A 16,726-nucleotide genomic window follows, 5' to 3' on the forward strand; every position below is an offset into this window, starting at 1 on the left:
TTTATTAGTGGAGGTAGCAACATTGTCCTTAAATCGAATTCTTGTTATTAACCCGGGTAGTACATCCACAAAAATTGGTGTTTTTGATAATGAAAGACCTGTTTTAGAAGAAACAATTCGTCATGATGAAGAAAAGATTGGGAAATATAAACGAATTATCGACCAATATGAGTTTCGAAAAGAAACAATATTAGAAGTTTTACATTCTCACGGTATTAACATTTCAAAATTGAACGCTGTTTGTGGGCGTGGTGGATTACTTCGTCCAATAGAAGGCGGAACATACACAGTAAACGATGCAATGTTAGAAGATTTGAAAAATGGATTTAGCGGTCATCACGCTTCGAATCTTGGAGGCATTTTAGCATATGAAATCGCTTCTGGATTAAATATTCCAGCATTCATTGTGGATCCTGTCGTTGTAGATGAAATGGAACCGATTGCTCGTATAAGCGGTATTGCTGGTATGGAACGTAAAAGTATTTTCCATGCATTAAACCAAAAAGCAGTTGCTCGTAAAGTGGCTGTAGAATTAAACCACAAATACGAGGATTTAAATTTATTAGTTACACATATGGGCGGCGGTATTACAGTTGGTGCTCATAAAAAAGGAAAAGTTATCGATGTTAATAATGGCTTAAACGGAGAAGGACCATTTAGTCCAGAGCGTGCTGGTACAGTACCAGTAGGACAATTAGTTGAGATGTGTTTCTCTGGTGAGTATTACCGAGACGAAATGGTTAAAAAACTTGTCGGACAAGGTGGACTTGTAAGTCTTATCGGTACAAATGATGCAATTAAAGTAGAACAAATGGTTGAAAAAGGCGATCCTGAAGCAACTCTTATTTATAAAGCAATGGCATATCAAGTTGCGAAAGAGATTGGCGGAGCTAGTGCTGTACTTCACGGAAAAATCGATGCAATCGTATTAACTGGTGGACTTGCATACAGTAAAATACTTGTTGATGAAATAAAAGAACGAGTGGATTGGATTGCAGATGTTATCGTACATCCAGGGGAAGATGAGTTAGAAGCGTTAGCAGAAGGAGCACTTCGTGTATTACGTGAAGAAGAAGCGCCGAAAGAGTATGTGGTAAGAGAAAAACAAACAGTAGCTAGGGGTTGAGATAATGGCAAGAGAATATGATTTAGTCATCGTTGGCGGCGGTACAGGTGGATATGTTGCTGCAATTCGCGCATCACAACTAGGATTAAAAACAGCACTTGTTGAAAAAGAAAATCTTGGTGGTACTTGTTTGCATAAAGGATGTATTCCTAGTAAAGCTCTTTTACGTAGTGCGGAAGTATACGCAACTGCTAAAAAAAGCGAAGAGTTCGGAGTTATTGCAAGTAATGTAGAACTAAACTTTGCAAAAGTACAAGAGCGTAAAGAGAAGATTGTAACGCAGCTTCATAAAGGTGTTCAACATTTAATGAAACAAGGTAAAATTGATGTGTTTGAAGGTATTGGTCGTATTCTTGGCCCGTCTATTTTTTCTCCGATGCCAGGGACAATTTCAGTTGAACTTGCAAGTGGAGAAGAGAATGAAATGTTAATTCCAAAAAATGTACTTGTTGCAACGGGTTCTCGTCCAAATTCATTACCAGGTTTAGAGTTAGACGGAGAGTATGTAATGTCTTCAGATCATGCCCTAAAAATGGAAACGCTTCCTAGTTCGATCATTATCGTTGGTGGCGGTGTAATTGGTATTGAGTGGGCATCTATGCTTGCTGACTTCGGTGTAGAAGTTACAGTGTTAGAGTATGCGAAAACGATTTTACCACTAGAAGATCAGGACGTTTCAAAAGAAATGCAACGTCTGTTCAAGAAAAAAGGTATTAAAGTGGTGACTGGTGCAAAAGTATTACCAGAAACATTGGTAAAAGATAATGGAGTAACAATTCAAGCTGAACACAACGGTGAGAATAAAGAATTTAAAGCAGAAAAAATGCTTGTATCTGTAGGAAGACAAGCCAATACGCAAAATATTGGTTTAGAGAATACGGATATCGTTGTGGAAAAAGGATACATTCAAACAAATGAGTTTTATCAAACGAAAGAATCTCATATTTACGCAATTGGAGATGTAATCGGTGGCTTACAACTTGCTCACGTTGCTTCTCACGAAGGAATTGTTGCAGTAGAACATATTGCAGGGAAAGAAGTTACGCCAATTGATTACTCTATGGTATCAAAATGCGTATATAGCAGTCCAGAAGTTGCTTCTGTCGGTTTAACAGAACAAGAAGCGAAAGAAAAAGGCTATAAGTTAAAAGTAGGTAAGTTCTCATTCCGCGCAATTGGAAAAGCGCTTGTATACGGAGAATCTGATGGTTTTGTAAAGCTTGTAGTTGATGAGGAAACAAATGACATTCTTGGTGTTCATATGATTGGACCACACGTAACAGATATGATTTCTGAAGCTGGTCTTGCAAGAGTACTTGATGCAACACCTTGGGAAGTAGCACATACAATTCATCCGCATCCATCATTATCTGAGGCGATTGGTGAAGCAGCACTTGCTGTAGATGGAAGAGCGTTACACGCATAAAAATGTGGATTTAGGAGGTTATGAAAAATGGCAGAAGTAAAAGAAAAGCGCCATGAAGAGCTTGGCTTAAGTGATGAGCAAGTATTAGAAATGTTCCGTACGATGTTACTTGCACGTAAAATTGACGAACGTATGTGGTTATTAAACCGTGCAGGTAAAATTCCATTCGTAATTTCTTGTCAAGGACAAGAGGCTGCACAAGTTGGAGCAGCGTTCGCTCTTGATAGGGAGAAAGATTATGCATTACCATACTACCGTGATATGGGTGTTGTACTAGCGTTTGGTATGACAGCTAAAGAGCTTATGTTGTCAGCTTTCGCGAAAGCTGGAGATCCAAACTCTGGTGGTCGTCAAATGCCTGGTCACTTCGGTCAAAAGAAAAATCGTATTGTGACAGGTTCATCTCCAGTAACAACACAAGTACCACATGCAGTTGGTATTGCGTTAGCTGGAAAAATGGAGAAGAAAGATTTAGTAACGTTCGTTACATTTGGAGAAGGTTCTTCAAACCAAGGTGACTTCCATGAAGGGGCAAACTTTGCTGGTGTACACAAACTACCTGTTATTTTCATGTGTGAAAATAACAAATATGCAATCTCTATTCCGGTTGAAAAACAATTAGCATGTAAAAACGTATCAGATCGTGCAATTGGTTACGGTATGCCTGGATATACAATAGACGGAAACGATCCGCTTGCAGTATATAAAGCTGTAAAAGAAGCAGCAGACCGCGGCCGACGTGGTGAAGGTCCAACTTTAATTGAAACAGTATCATATCGTTTAACAGCACATTCTAGTGACGATGATGATCGTGTTTATCGTGATAAAGAAGAAGTAGAAGAAGCAAAGAAAAAAGATTCAATTATAACATTTGCAGCTTATTTAAAAGAAGCTGGCGTGTTAACTGAGGAATTTGAAAAACAAATGTTAGACGAAATTATGCATATCGTAAATGAAGCAACAGAATATGCAGAAAATGCTCCGTATGCAGCACCTGAAGATGCATTGAAGCACGTATACGCAGAATAGGGGGGAACGTTTCATGGCTGTAATGTCTTATATTGATGCTATTACATTAGCAATGCGCGAAGAAATGGAACGCGATGAGAAAGTATTCGTTTTAGGAGAAGATGTTGGTAAAAAAGGTGGCGTGTTTAAAGCGACACACGGTTTATACGATCAATTTGGTGAAGATCGTGCACTTGATGCACCGCTTGCAGAATCTGCAATTGCTGGGGTAGCAATTGGTGCGGCAATGTATGGTATGCGCCCAATCGCTGAAATGCAGTTTGCTGATTTCATCATGCCAGCAGTAAACCAAATTGTTTCTGAGGCAGCAAAAATTCGTTATCGTTCTAACAATGATTGGACTTGTCCAGTTACAATTCGTGCGCCATTTGGCGGGGGGGTTCACGGTGCATTGTATCATTCACAATCTGTAGAAGCGATGTTTGCAAACCAACCAGGTTTAAAAATTGTTATCCCTTCTACACCATATGATGCAAAAGGCTTATTAAAAGCTGCAATTCGTGATGAAGATCCGGTACTATTCTTTGAGCATAAGCGTGCCTATCGCTTAATTAAAGGTGAAGTGCCAGAAGATGACTACGTATTACCAATCGGAAAAGCAGATGTAAAACGTGAAGGTGATGATATTACTGTTATCACTTACGGATTATGTGTTCACTTTGCTCTTCAAGCAGCTGAGAAGTTAGCGCAAGATGGCATTTCTGCACACATTCTTGATTTACGTACTGTGTATCCATTAGATAAAGAAGCAATCATAGAAGCTGCTTCTAAAACAGGTAAAGTTCTTCTTGTAACAGAAGATAATAAAGAAGGAAGCATTATGAGTGAAGTGGCGGCAATTATCGCTGAAAATTGTCTGTTTGATTTAGATGCACCAGTTGCACGTCTTGCAGGCCCAGATGTTCCAGCAATGCCATATGCACCAACAATGGAAAAATTCTTTATGGTAAATCCAGATAAAGTTGAAAAAGCAATGCGTGAACTTGCGGAATTTTAATCGGGGGGACTATACATGGCTGTAGAAAATATTACAATGCCTCAGCTCGGGGAGAGCGTTACAGAGGGCACAATTAGTAAATGGCTCGTTAATGTTGGCGATCACGTAAATAAGTATGATCCGCTTGCAGAAGTAATGACTGACAAAGTAAATGCAGAAGTACCATCTTCTTTCACTGGTATTGTGAAAGAGTTAATCGCTGGTGAAGGTGATACGTTAGCTGTAGGTGAAGTAGTTTGTGTCATTCAAGTAGAAGGCGCGGATGAAGTAGCAGCAACAGCTGTAGAAGAAAAAACAAAAGAAGAACCAAAGGCAGAAGTAACTACGCCTGAAAAAGCGCCGAAAGTAAAACAACCAACTGATGGAAAACCACGTTTTTCACCAGCGGTATTAAAACTTGCGGGCGAGCATAACGTTGATTTAGATTTAGTAGAAGGTACGGGAGCAAATGGTCGTATCACTCGTAAAGATATTTTAAAACTAGTGGAATCTGGAAACATTCCGCAAGTAGGTGCGAAAAAAGAGGAAGCTGTAGCAGTAGTAGAAGCGCGCCCAGAAGCATCAAAAGCAGCGCCAGTAGCGCAAAAAGTAGAAGCTGCGAAACCAGTTTCTGTACCGACAATGCCTGGCGATATCGAAATTCCAGTAACAGGTGTGCGTAAAGCAATTGCAGCGAATATGTTACGTAGTAAACATGAAGCGCCACACGCTTGGATGATGATTGAAGTAGATGTGACAAACCTTGTGTCATACCGTAATTCAATTAAAGGTGACTTTAAGAAGCGCGAAGGCTTTAACTTAACGTTCTTTGCTTTCTTCGTAAAAGCAGTAGCACAAGCGTTAAAAGAGTATCCTCAAATCAATTCTATGTGGGCTGGCGATAAAATCGTTCAGAAGAAAGATATTAACCTTTCTATCGCTGTTGCAACAGAGGAAGAACTATTTGTACCAGTAATTAAACACGCGGATGAGAAGACGATTAAAGGTATCGCTCGTGAAATTACAGAGCTTGCAGGAAAAGTACGTACGAAATCGTTAAAAGCGGACGAAATGCAAGGTGGAACATTTACAATTAATAACACAGGATCATTTGGTTCTGTTCAATCTATGGGTATTATTAATTACCCTCAAGCGGCTATTTTACAAGTTGAATCAATTGTAAAACGCCCAGTAATTATGGATAACGGTATGTTCGGTGCTCGTGACATGGTTAACTTATGTTTATCACTTGATCACCGTGTACTAGATGGCTTAATTTGTGGTAAGTTCTTAGGACGTGTAAAAGAAATTTTAGAAAATACGTCAGAAAATAATACATCTGTATATTAATAAAAAGCTCGCTTATGCGAGCTTTTTATCATCTTATTTCTTCATCTACAACCTACTATATGTATAATATCTTTCCCAGTAATCTTACAATGAACGATTATGTATTAGGAATTTATGAAAATACATTGCTGATATATGGTATATGGATATAAAATAAGAAAAGAATAATTTTTTTGGCAAATCTTACTGACGAAACTGTAGTATAATATATTGTATTGTATGAAAAAGAGAGTTATTCTATATAAGTGTTTTATAGATAATGTGTAATCAGTCGTCAAAACATGAAGAATGTTGACTCCTGGTTTTTTATTTTGCTGTAACAATGTTTCAGGAGGATGTCATGAAAAGAAGTACCGAGTTTCTAAAAAGTTTAGATGTAAAATTAATTTTAATTTTGTGTGCACTATGTGTTACGAGTATAGCTGCTATATATAGCAGTCAGCAAACTGGCCAATATGGAGAGGCAAACTTTGCGATGAAACAGGGTTTGAACTACATAATTGGGGTTGTATTGTTATTGCTTGTTGCAAGCATTGACCTAGATCAATTACAAAAATTGTCTTGGCCACTTTATATCGTTGGATTTGCTTCACTTATTCTTTTGAAAATATTACCAGTTTCCACTTTCACACCTGAAAAATTAGGTGCAAAAAGATGGTTTGTATTTCCGCTAGTTGGACAAATTCAGCCGTCTGAGTTTTTCAAAATTTCATTGCTTCTCGTAGTAGCAAGTATAGCAGTGAAACATAATGCACAGTATATGGCAAGGACATTCCAAACGGACTTAAAATTAGTAGGTAAAATCGTGCTAGTATCCCTCCCGCCTATGGCTGTTGTATATAGCCAACCGGATACAGGGATGGTGTTCTTATATGCTGCTGCCATTGCATGTATTTTATTTATGTCAGGTATTCAGAAGAAATTGATAGCGTTATGTACAGTTATTCCAGTCACCATATTAACTACGTTAATATTTATTTACGTAAGGTATGAGGATTTCTTCTTTAATAAGTTAGTTACTTTACTAAAACCTCACCAACAATCACGTATTTTAGGTTGGTTAGATCCATTTGAACATACAGATCAAGGTTATCAAACGCAGCAATCGATTTTAGCTGTAGGTAGTGGCGGTATGGAAGGGAAAGGATTTCGCGAAGGGAACGTCTATATCCCTGAGAAGCATACTGACTTTATTTTCGCTACAATTGCCGAAGAAGGTGGATTTATCGTAGCAGCGTTAGTTGTGTTCTTGTTCCTATTACTACTATATAGAACAATTATTATTGGTTATTCTGCTGATAATTTATTCGGTACATTATTATGTGCTGGATCAATTGGGATATTAACGGTTCAAATATTCCAAAACATCGGTATGATCGTTGGATTAATGCCTGTAAAAGGGATTGCATTGCCTTTCTTATCGTATGGGGGAAGTTCCTTGTTCTCGAATATGATTATGATGGGTCTCATATTATCGGTACGGAAAACGTATAAAAAATATATGTTTTCAGTTAAGTAAAAAAGCTAGTTCGTGTAAAAACGAACTAGCTTTTTTACATATATGCTCTTAAACGTTGCAAACTAAAACAGACTAGCAGTTTGAGATGGGGTGCGAATGATGCATATGCATATTTTTGAAGGGGCACGGCACCTTTCAAATATGGAATGGGTTGTACGGGCTATAATAGCATACGTATTTTTAATATTAGTTACGAAAGCGATGGGGCAAAGATCTATCGCACAACTTCGTTTTTTAGATGTTGTATTAGTGCTATTGCTTGGTGGGAATATTTCTAACGCATTGTCTGATGAAAAAGTAGGGTTACTCGGTTCGATGATTACAACGTTCATACTCGTTGTACTTCATATTATAAGCTCAGTTTTAATGCTGAAATGGGATAGATGGAGACGTTTTTTAGAGCCAGCACCTATCATTCTTATACACAATGGTTCCATTGATTTTAGCAATTTGAAAAAAGCGAGAATTACCGTGGAATATTTATTTTCGGAACTTCGTATGCGAAATGTGAGCGATATTCAAACAATCAAATTAGCATTATGGGAAGCGAACGGTGTCGTTTCTATATTTAGATATCCAGAATATGAAGCAGTTTCGCGACTTGATCTTAAAGTGGCGGGAAAAAAATCTCCAGTTTCTTTTGTATTAGTAAAGGATGGGAGGATTCAGAAAGATGTTCTTGCTTTATTAGGAAAAACAGAAGCGTGGGCGAGAGAATTTCTAGAGGAGAGTACAGAAGTCGAATCTATTATGTTAGCTACAGTAGATGAAGCACATAAAATAAATATTTTGTTAAAAAAATGAAAAATATACGCATTTTGTCGTTTCATACATATGATACAATAGTGTGGACAACGAAAAAGGAGGCGATACGATGGGATATGTAGAAGAATTACGAAAAATAGTTGGTCATCGCCCTTTAATTTTAGTTGGTGCTGTTGTACTCGTTATAAATGAACATGGAGATGTATTATTGCAACAACGAACAGAACCGTATGGAAAATGGGGGCTGCCTGGCGGGCTCATGGAGCTTGGTGAATCACCAGAAGAAACAGCTTACCGTGAAGTATATGAAGAGACAGGTATAGAAGTAAAGAACTTACGATTAATCAATGTGTTTTCTGGAGCGAACTACTTTACAAAATTAGCAAACGGTGATGAATTTCAATCTGTAACGACAGCTTATTATACGGATGAATACGAAGGACATTTTGTTATGAATAAAGAGGAGGCGGTTCAGCTTAAATTCTTTCCAGTAACGGAGCTACCTGACTATATTGTTGGATCGCATAAAAAAATGATTGTTGAATATATGAAAATTATGGAAATGAATATATAATAATGAAAGAAATATAAAAACACAGCTCTGGTCGGTAGTCCAGACGCATGATTTCATGTCAGTAACCTTCCCCTCCGGGATGTCCAATATTTCTAATTTTATTAAAGGAGGGGCTGTCAATGGATTTGACAGTATATCACGACGGTCAATTTTTTGTAGGAATTATTACGCATAAAGAAAAAGGGAAATTGTATGGAGCGAGGTATATTTTTGGAATGGAACCTTCAGACGAGGAAGTACTTATATTTGTGAATGGTCCAATGTTAGCATATTTCCAGCACGTTGCAAAATGTGGTGTGGACGTTAAAGAAAAACAGCGTCCAAAAAATATAAAACGTATCATACGAGAAGCGGCAAAAGAAGTAAATGTAAAACGTTTTACAAAGGCACAAGAAGCAATTAGTTTATCTTATGAACTGCATAAACAAGAACAGAAAGTGCAATCTAAAGAGAAACGGGAAGCTGAAAAGCAGAGAAAACGTTTTATAAAAGTACAAAAAGCAAAGCAAAAACATCGTGGTCATTGAGAAAAGGTGTTAGAGCAAGAGCTCTAACACCTTTTCTATGCTTAAATACAAGTAAACTTACTTGTATTTCATAAACATTAACTGGTAAGATACAAATAGGTAGATTTAGAGGAGGGAAAAGATTGATTAATTTTAACTTTTTTATGAATGATGTTGTTCGTCAAGCGCGTGAAGAGATCGTTTCTGCTGGATATACAGAATTAACGACACCAGAAGCAGTTGAAGAAGCGTTTAAAAGAAATGGTACAACACTTGTAATGGTAAACTCTGTATGTGGTTGTGCAGGTGGTATTGCTCGCCCTGCTGCTGCGCATTCCGTACATTATGATAAACGTCCTAACCATCTTGTAACGGTGTTTGCAGGTCAAGATAAAGAAGCAACAGCAAGAGCTCGTGAATATTTTGAAGGGTATCCACCTTCTTCTCCATCATTTGCTTTATTAAAAGATGGAAAAATTGTAACGATGGTAGAACGTCATGAAATTGAAGGTCATGAACCGATGCAAGTTATTGCGAAATTACAATCGTATTTTGAAGAGAATTGTGAAGAACTATAGATAAGTGAAAAGGCGGTACGCCCACGATTAAGTGGGTGTACCGCCTTTTTTTATTAATTATACAAAGCGATGGAATATACATCATCTTGTTTTATTATGCAGTTTTTTATGCATTAAGAATGCGTTATTTAATGTTATTTAATTTATTTTTATTTTATATATTGCATAAAAATAAAACTGCTGATACAATACAAACATCGAATAAATATTCTATTAAACTTTTAAATATACATTATTAGGGGGAAGAAAGATGAAGAAGTTATTATCGATATCGTTTGCACTTATTTTAATTGTAAGTATGTTTAGTGCGTGTAGTAATGGGGACGTAAAAGAAGAAAAAGGAAATAAGAAAGTACTTGTAATGGGAACTTCAGCAGACTATAAACCTTATGAATATGTAGAAGCTTCAAAGAGTGAGGAAATTATTGGCTTTGACATTGATATTGCAAAGTATATCGGAAAAGAACTTGGGTATGAAGTGAAAGTGAAAGATATGGATTTTGGTGGTTTATTAGCGTCTCTTAGCTCAGGAAAAGTTGATTTTGTAATGGCAGGTATGACGCCAACGGCAGAGCGTAAAAATAATGTAGATTTTACAGATATATATTTTGTTGCGAAAAACATGATTGTTTCTAAAAAGGATTCTAACATTAAATCAGTAGAAGATTTAAAAGGGAAAAAAGTAGGGGTACAAACAGGATCTATTCAAGAAGAGAAGGCGGCGGAATTTAAAAAACAAGTTGATTTCAAAGCTGAGGGACGTGACCGTATACCAGAAATTGTACAAGAAATTAAAGCGGGTCGTTTTGATGCGGCGATTTTAGAAGATACAGTAGCGAAAAATTATTTAGAGAAAATGAAAGATTTACAAGGAATTGAAATTAAAGAAGCGCCAGAAGAAGTAGGAGCAGCAATTGCCCTTCCGAAAAATAGTGATAAAACAGCTGAATTTAATAAAGTGATTAAAAAAATGCAAGAAAACGGAGAAATGGATAAATTAGTGAAGAAGTGGTTTGGCAGCGGAAAATAAGCTGCCTTTCACTTTTCTGTGAAGGGAATGAAAAGAATGAACTTGGATTTTTCGGCGATTACGCCTTCGATACCGTATATATTAAAAGGGCTAGAAGTTACTTTGAAAATTGTAGCAGTATCAGCTTTAGCAGGATTTATTTTAGGAACGTTATTAGCACTTTGTAAGATTGCTAGAATACGAGCATTAAATATAGCGGCAGATCTTTATACATCAATTTTCCGTGGTACACCACTTGTATTGCAATTAATGATTATTTATTTTGGTGTCCCGCAAATAATTGGTTATGAGATACCGGCCTTTTTAGCGGCTGTACTAGCATTTAGTTTGAATTCAGGTGCATATATGTCAGAAGTCATCCGTGCCGGCATTCAAGCGGTTGATAAAGGACAAACTGAAGCAGCGATGGCTTTAGGAATTCCATATGGAAAAATGATGCGAAATATTATTTTTCCCCAAGCTTTAAAAAATATATTACCGGCACTTGTAAACGAGTTTGCGACGCTTACGAAAGAGTCTGCTGTAGTCACAGTAATAGGTGCGACGGATTTAATGCGCCGCGCTTACATTGTAGGCGGTGAAACGTTTAAATATCTTGAGCCGCTACTATTTGTTGGTCTGATCTACTATACGCTAGTCATTATTCTTACATTAGTCGGGAAGGCAATTGAAGGGAGAATGAAAAAAAGTGATTAAAATTGAAAACCTTCATAAATCATTCGGGAAAAACGAAGTATTAAAAGGCATTACAACAACGATTGAAAAAGGGGAAGTAGTTGCAATTATCGGACCGTCCGGATCAGGGAAATCAACATTTTTACGCTGTATGAATGTGTTAGAAGCACCGACAAATGGTCGCATTTGGATTGGAACGGAAGAAGTAACGAATCCGAAAACGAATATAATGCACGTTCGTGAAAATGTAGGAATGGTATTTCAGCATTTTCACCTATTCCCTCATATGACTGTATTAGAAAATATTACGTATGCTCCTATCAATGTAAAAGGAGTAACGAAACAAGAGGCTGAAAAGAAAGCCGAGAAACTTTTAGAAAAAGTAGGCTTGTTAAATAAAAAAGATACGTATCCGAATCGCCTTTCAGGGGGACAAAAGCAACGTGTAGCGATAGCGAGAGCTTTAGCGATGGAACCGGAAGTTATGCTGTTCGATGAACCAACATCAGCGCTAGACCCAGAGATGGTGAAAGAAGTGCTAGAAGTTATGAAATCATTAGTGACGACAGGAATGACGATGGCGATTGTTACGCATGAAATGGGATTTGCAAAAGAGGTGGCAGATCGCGTTCTTTTCTTAGACGGAGGAAACCTTGTAGAAGACAGTCCGCCAGCACAATTTTTTGCAGCACCAAAAAGTGAACGTGCGCAACAATTTTTACAAAAAATATTGTAATATGAAAAGGTTATGTGAATAATAAGTAGAAAAGGATGACATTGTGTCATCCTTTTTTTATACTAACTGTAAATACGTTTATACATATAGGAGTAATGATATGTTTAAAATTGGATACCGTACAGTAAAAACAGCAATAGGGACAGGAGCGGCAGTTTTTATTGCTCAGTTATTAGGGTTAGAATTTTATAGTTCAGCAGGTATTTTAGTTATATTATGTGTACAAAATACGAAGCGTAAATCACTTCAAGTATCGGTACATCGATTTTTAGCTTGTGTATTATCAATGGTATTCGCATTTTGCATTTTTGAAACAATTGGCTATACCCCACTTGCAATTAGCGTATTATTACTTACATTTATTCCGACTGCAGTTATGTTGAAAATTCAAGAAGGCATCGTCACGAGTTCAGTTATTGTTATGCATCTATATTCATTGAAACACATTACATGGCTTATAGTTGGAAATGAAATTGCTATATTAACGATAGGAATTAGTGTGGCGTTATTAGTGAACATGTATATGCCAAGTAGTGAAAATAAGCTAAGAGAGTATCGGAATAAAATAGAAAGTAATTTTAAAACGATATTGTTTGAAATGGTTGTGTATTTACGAAATCGAGAAAGTAGTTGGAGCGGGGCAGAACTCATTGAAACCGAGAATATGCTAAATGAAGCAAGAGATTTATCTTTTAAGAAGCTTGAGAATGCATTTATGCGCGAAGATGATTATTACTATCGTTACTTTAATATGCGCATGCAACAATTCGAAATTTTAGAGCGAATGATACCATTGGCAGCCTCTTTATCGTGGACATATGAACAAGCTGATATGATTGCCGATGTTGTTGAAAATATTGGGAATGCAATTAGCCCTGAAAGTACAGGTGTTATTTCCTTAAGGCAGCTTCAAGAAATGAGAGAATTGTTTAGAGAAATGCCGTTACCAGTCACACGTGAAGAATTTGAAATACGTGCAAAACTTGTTCAACTTGTATATGAAATGGAGCAATATTTACTCATTAAAAGTCGCTTTAAGGGAAAGGATAATATAAAAGAACTTATATAGAAGGTAGGAATTATTTATGCCGTATCTTCTCTCTTTCATATTATGTCTTTCTTTATCGCCGATTTGGCCTCTTGGTGATAATCCACGTGCCGGAGATCCTTTCATTATTGTAAATAAAGCGACGAATAAACTAGCTTACATTGACGATGGGAAAATTCAAAAGATTTTTCCCGTAGCGACAGGAAAAACGAATGAATTAACCCCAGAAGGAACTTTTGATATTGTAATGAAAGCGAAGGACCCGTACTATATTGCAAAAGATATTCCAGGTGGTTCACCAAAAAATCCACTTGGATCAAGGTGGATTGGGTTTAATGCAAGAGGAACTGATGGGAGTAAATATGGAATACATGGAACAAACCAACCAAGTTCAATTGGAAAGTATATTTCACAAGGATGTATAAGAATGAAGAAAAACGATGTGGAATATTTATTTGATCGCATTCCAATTGGAACAAAAGTGTGGATTGTGAAGTCGAAAAAAACATTTCAGCAATTGGCAAAAGAAAAAGGTGCCATTGCATATGAAAAAGCCAACGCAAAGGTTGGCTTTTTCTTTTATCATAAGTTGTCTTGACATGTGTACATAACCATGCGTTAATGAAAATATAGAAAGATAAAGTGAAACTTTAATCAGTGCGAGGTTATTCCCCGTTAATGCGGGATAAAAATAGGTAAAGGGGTTGCTCATATGTACTTGAATCCAAAAATTTCGTATATGCAGTTTTTTATTGGCTTTCTATTTGTGATTACATTCATATTGGCAACTTTTAATATATGCTCTTACGTTGTAGCGATTGTATTGATGGCATTACTTAATCTTACTTTTGTTATTGGGGCGTTTCAACACAAACAGTACACGAGTTTTGTGATAGCGTTAGTAATGGCATTTTCCTTTAGTATTGTAGCGGTTGTGCTTTATATAAAATAAACCATCTCGATGTCGAGATGGTTTATTTTATTATGTGTAAAACGTAAAAAAAGGACGAACACATCGCCCTTTTTACCAAAACATACTTGCGCCAGCAAGTAATGTTGTTACAAGCATAGAAATTAGCATGATATAAACCATAACTTTTTGAGCTTTTTTATGCATCGTTAAACCTCCTTGCAAATCAGTACACCTTCATTGTAACGAGAAATGAAACTGTGGACAAGGGGAGAGAAAGGACAAATTTCGGGAAGGGGTTGCAAAATATAACAGGAAATTTAAGTATGCATAGAGAATATATTAAAAGATAGATTGTGAGTTTTTGTTTTGCAAGCTGAGGAATGGAGATACGATGATGAAAATATATGAGACAGGCCGCTTACATTTAAGGGAAATCGATGAGTCGTATGCTGAAAAAATTCTTCAATATTACGACAGAAATCGTGAATTTTTAAAAGCTTGGGAAGAGTATAGACCGGAGGATTTTTTTACGTTAGATTATCAAAAGAAAAAGCTACAAAAGGATAGAAAAGAGTTTACAGAAGGTAAGATCATTAGGCTATGGATTTTTAAAAAAGGTGATGACACGAAAATAATTGGCTGTATTTCATTTAATTTAATCGTTCGTGGTATTTATCAATCTTGTGTACTCAGTTATAAATTAGATAAGGAAGAGTTAAATAAAGGTTATACGACAGAAGCGCTTAGAAAAGCAATTGCAGTTGCTTTTGAGGAATTTCATTTACATCGTATAGAAGCACCAATTATGCCGCGTAATTTAGCATCTATACAAGTAGTGACGAAAATAGGCTTCCAGTATGAGGGGGTATCTAGGAAGATGTTAATGGTAAATGGAGTGTGGGAAGATCATATGCGCTGGGTATTGTTAAATGAGTAATCGAAAGCAGATGGTTATCTAGACATATAAACCGTCTGTTTTTTGTCTTGTATTTCGAAACTTTTGCGGAATTCTGTTATAATTAGTAGTGTTACATACATAATGGTAGTGCAGGAGGCGCAGTCTTATGATTAATCAAGAACGTTTAGTAAATGAATTTATGGAATTAGTACAAGTAGATTCTGAAACGAAATTTGAAGCAGAAATCTGCAAAGTATTAACAAAGAAATTTACAGATTTAGGTGTAGAAGTATTTGAAGATGACACAATGTCTGTAACTGGTCATGGTGCAGGTAACTTAATTTGTACTTTACCAGCAACAAAAGATGGCGTGGATACAATTTACTTTACTTCTCATATGGATACAGTAGTTCCTGGTAATGGAATTAAGCCTTCTATTAAAGATGGATATATCGTATCAGATGGTACTACAATTTTAGGTGCGGATGATAAAGCAGGATTAGCGTCAATGTTTGAAGCAATTCGTGTGTTAAAAGAGAAAAATATTCCTCATGGTAAAATTGAATTTATTATTACAGTTGGAGAAGAATCTGGACTTGTTGGTGCAAAAGCATTAGACCGTGAGCGCATTACAGCGAAATATGGTTACGCATTAGATAGCGATGGAAAAGTTGGTGAAATCGTTGTTGCAGCTCCAACACAAGCGAAAGTGAACGCAATTATTCGCGGGAAAACAGCTCATGCTGGTGTAGCACCAGAAAAAGGTGTATCTGCAATTACGATCGCAGCGAAAGCAATTGCGAAGATGCCACTTGGTCGTATTGATTCTGAAACGACTGCAAATATTGGACGTTTTGAAGGTGGTACACAAACAAATATCGTTTGTGATCATGTACAAATCTTTGCAGAGGCTCGTTCTTTAATCAACGAGAAAATGGAAGAACAAGTTGCGAAAATGAAAGAAGCATTTGAAACAACTGCAAAAGATATGGGTGGTCAAGCAGACGTTGAAATAAACGTTATGTACCCAGGATTTAAATTTGCTGATGGCGACCACGTTGTAGAAGTTGCAAAACGTGCAGCTGAAAAAATTGGTCGCACACCTTCTCTTCACCAAAGTGGTGGCGGAAGTGATGCAAACGTAATTGCAGGACACGGTATTCCAACAGTTAACTTAGCGGTTGGTTATGAAGAAATTCATACAACAAACGAGAAGATTCCTGTTGAAGAATTAGTGAAAACAGCAGAATTAGTTGTTGCAATTATTGAAGAAGTAGCGAAGTAATAAAATAAAAAAGACGTGTGAACCAATTATGGTTTACACGTCTTTTTTATTTTGATTCAACTGCTTTCACTAGGCGGATAAACCAATATAAGAAAATCCATGGCAGTATATAAGTTGTTACGATACTTAGTAAACGAGGGAGGAGTCCAGCTGTATTAATATTAAAAATGGGGAGTAGTAAGTAATTAATTAAGAGGATTAATATAATAATGAGAAAGGTAGAGTTAAGTTTACTATTAGATTTCATAATAAGTCACTCATTTTACAATAATATCCATATTTCGTATTAAGT

At 36.6% G+C, this 16,726-nt stretch carries 20 protein-coding genes; 18 read left to right on the top strand and 2 right to left on the bottom strand.

All coding sequences use genetic code 11. The annotated features are described in order from the left end of the window. Positions 1-22: 22 nt before the first annotated feature. The 16 genes from buk (at position 23) to A6J74_RS23770 (ending at position 14,290) form a co-directional block, all read left to right on the top strand. Positions 23-1,126, top strand: a complete 1,104-nt coding sequence (buk, locus tag A6J74_RS23685) for a butyrate kinase (RefSeq protein ID WP_000056190.1) — start codon at positions 23-25, stop codon at positions 1,124-1,126. Positions 1,127-1,130: 4 nt separating this feature from the next. After that, on the top strand, positions 1,131-2,552 hold the full coding sequence (lpdA, locus tag A6J74_RS23690) for a dihydrolipoyl dehydrogenase (protein ID WP_000090439.1): 1,422 nt from the start codon (positions 1,131-1,133) through the stop codon (positions 2,550-2,552). 27 nt (positions 2,553-2,579) lie between these two features. Then, positions 2,580-3,581: a 3-methyl-2-oxobutanoate dehydrogenase subunit alpha gene (gene bfmBAA, locus A6J74_RS23695; protein WP_000852549.1), complete on the top strand. Its 1,002-nt coding sequence runs from the start codon at positions 2,580-2,582 to the stop codon at positions 3,579-3,581. Between the two features lie 13 nt (positions 3,582-3,594). Next, entirely contained in the window at positions 3,595-4,578 is a 984-nt protein-coding gene (bfmBAB, locus tag A6J74_RS23700; protein WP_000290072.1) for a 3-methyl-2-oxobutanoate dehydrogenase subunit beta, read from the top strand. Between the two features lie 15 nt (positions 4,579-4,593). Continuing rightward, positions 4,594-5,907, top strand: a complete 1,314-nt coding sequence (locus A6J74_RS23705) for a dihydrolipoamide acetyltransferase family protein (RefSeq protein ID WP_000257669.1) — start codon at positions 4,594-4,596, stop codon at positions 5,905-5,907. 340 nt (positions 5,908-6,247) lie between these two features. Then, positions 6,248-7,426, top strand: coding sequence for an FtsW/RodA/SpoVE family cell cycle protein (locus A6J74_RS23715; protein WP_000831188.1), 1,179 nt, complete (start codon positions 6,248-6,250; stop codon positions 7,424-7,426). Positions 7,427-7,525: 99 nt separating this feature from the next. Then, complete coding sequence (locus A6J74_RS23720) at positions 7,526-8,230, top strand: DUF421 domain-containing protein (RefSeq protein WP_000550952.1); 705 nt, start codon at positions 7,526-7,528, stop codon at positions 8,228-8,230. 70 nt (positions 8,231-8,300) lie between these two features. Beyond that, the gene (locus tag A6J74_RS23725) at positions 8,301-8,765 is read left to right on the top strand and encodes an NUDIX hydrolase (protein ID WP_000542539.1); all 465 of its coding nucleotides are present in this window, start codon (positions 8,301-8,303) and stop codon (positions 8,763-8,765) included. 119 nt (positions 8,766-8,884) lie between these two features. Continuing rightward, positions 8,885-9,292 (top strand): YjdF family protein, encoded by a 408-nt coding sequence (locus A6J74_RS23730; RefSeq protein ID WP_002044836.1) that lies wholly within the window; start codon positions 8,885-8,887, stop codon positions 9,290-9,292. A gap of 143 nt (positions 9,293-9,435) precedes the next feature. Continuing rightward, complete coding sequence (locus tag A6J74_RS23735) at positions 9,436-9,849, top strand: BrxA/BrxB family bacilliredoxin (protein ID WP_001979317.1); 414 nt, start codon at positions 9,436-9,438, stop codon at positions 9,847-9,849. Between the two features lie 250 nt (positions 9,850-10,099). Then, a complete protein-coding gene (locus A6J74_RS23745) occupies positions 10,100-10,879 on the top strand; it encodes a transporter substrate-binding domain-containing protein (protein ID WP_000735465.1) in 780 nt (259 codons plus the stop codon). 36 nt (positions 10,880-10,915) lie between these two features. Next, the gene (locus A6J74_RS23750) at positions 10,916-11,575 is read left to right on the top strand and encodes an amino acid ABC transporter permease (RefSeq protein WP_001046918.1); all 660 of its coding nucleotides are present in this window, start codon (positions 10,916-10,918) and stop codon (positions 11,573-11,575) included. Beyond that, the gene (locus tag A6J74_RS23755; protein WP_000590222.1) at positions 11,568-12,290 is read left to right on the top strand and encodes an amino acid ABC transporter ATP-binding protein; all 723 of its coding nucleotides are present in this window, start codon (positions 11,568-11,570) and stop codon (positions 12,288-12,290) included. Before A6J74_RS23750 ends, A6J74_RS23755 begins: the two co-directional genes overlap by 8 nt. A gap of 100 nt (positions 12,291-12,390) precedes the next feature. Further along, positions 12,391-13,359, top strand: a complete 969-nt coding sequence (locus A6J74_RS23760; RefSeq protein ID WP_000472694.1) for an aromatic acid exporter family protein — start codon at positions 12,391-12,393, stop codon at positions 13,357-13,359. A 16-nt stretch (positions 13,360-13,375) separates the two neighbouring features. Beyond that, entirely contained in the window at positions 13,376-13,936 is a 561-nt protein-coding gene (locus A6J74_RS23765) for a L,D-transpeptidase (RefSeq protein WP_001146537.1), read from the top strand. Positions 13,937-14,050: 114 nt separating this feature from the next. Continuing rightward, entirely contained in the window at positions 14,051-14,290 is a 240-nt protein-coding gene (locus A6J74_RS23770) for a DUF3894 domain-containing protein (RefSeq protein ID WP_000281158.1), read from the top strand. A 72-nt stretch (positions 14,291-14,362) separates the two neighbouring features. Here the strand turns inward: A6J74_RS23770 and prli42 are convergent, their stop codons facing one another. Beyond that, positions 14,363-14,455, bottom strand: coding sequence for a stressosome-associated protein Prli42 (gene prli42, locus A6J74_RS29855; RefSeq protein ID WP_000549039.1), 93 nt, complete (start codon positions 14,453-14,455; stop codon positions 14,363-14,365). 187 nt (positions 14,456-14,642) lie between these two features. On the opposite strand from prli42, the gene A6J74_RS23780 reads away from it, so the two are divergent. Together A6J74_RS23780 and A6J74_RS23785 are read left to right on the top strand one after the other, a co-directional pair. Beyond that, complete coding sequence (locus A6J74_RS23780) at positions 14,643-15,188, top strand: GNAT family N-acetyltransferase (protein WP_002044843.1); 546 nt, start codon at positions 14,643-14,645, stop codon at positions 15,186-15,188. Positions 15,189-15,315: 127 nt separating this feature from the next. Beyond that, the gene (locus A6J74_RS23785) at positions 15,316-16,434 is read left to right on the top strand and encodes a tripeptidase T (RefSeq protein WP_000609821.1); all 1,119 of its coding nucleotides are present in this window, start codon (positions 15,316-15,318) and stop codon (positions 16,432-16,434) included. 46 nt (positions 16,435-16,480) lie between these two features. Here the strand turns inward: A6J74_RS23785 and A6J74_RS23790 are convergent, their stop codons facing one another. Beyond that, positions 16,481-16,681 (bottom strand): hypothetical protein, encoded by a 201-nt coding sequence (locus tag A6J74_RS23790; RefSeq protein WP_002093303.1) that lies wholly within the window; start codon positions 16,679-16,681, stop codon positions 16,481-16,483. Positions 16,682-16,726 lie beyond the last annotated feature (45 nt).

This window comes from Bacillus sp. FDAARGOS_235 (assembly GCF_002073415.2).
Lineage (GTDB): Bacteria > Bacillota > Bacilli > Bacillales > Bacillaceae_G > Bacillus_A > Bacillus_A toyonensis.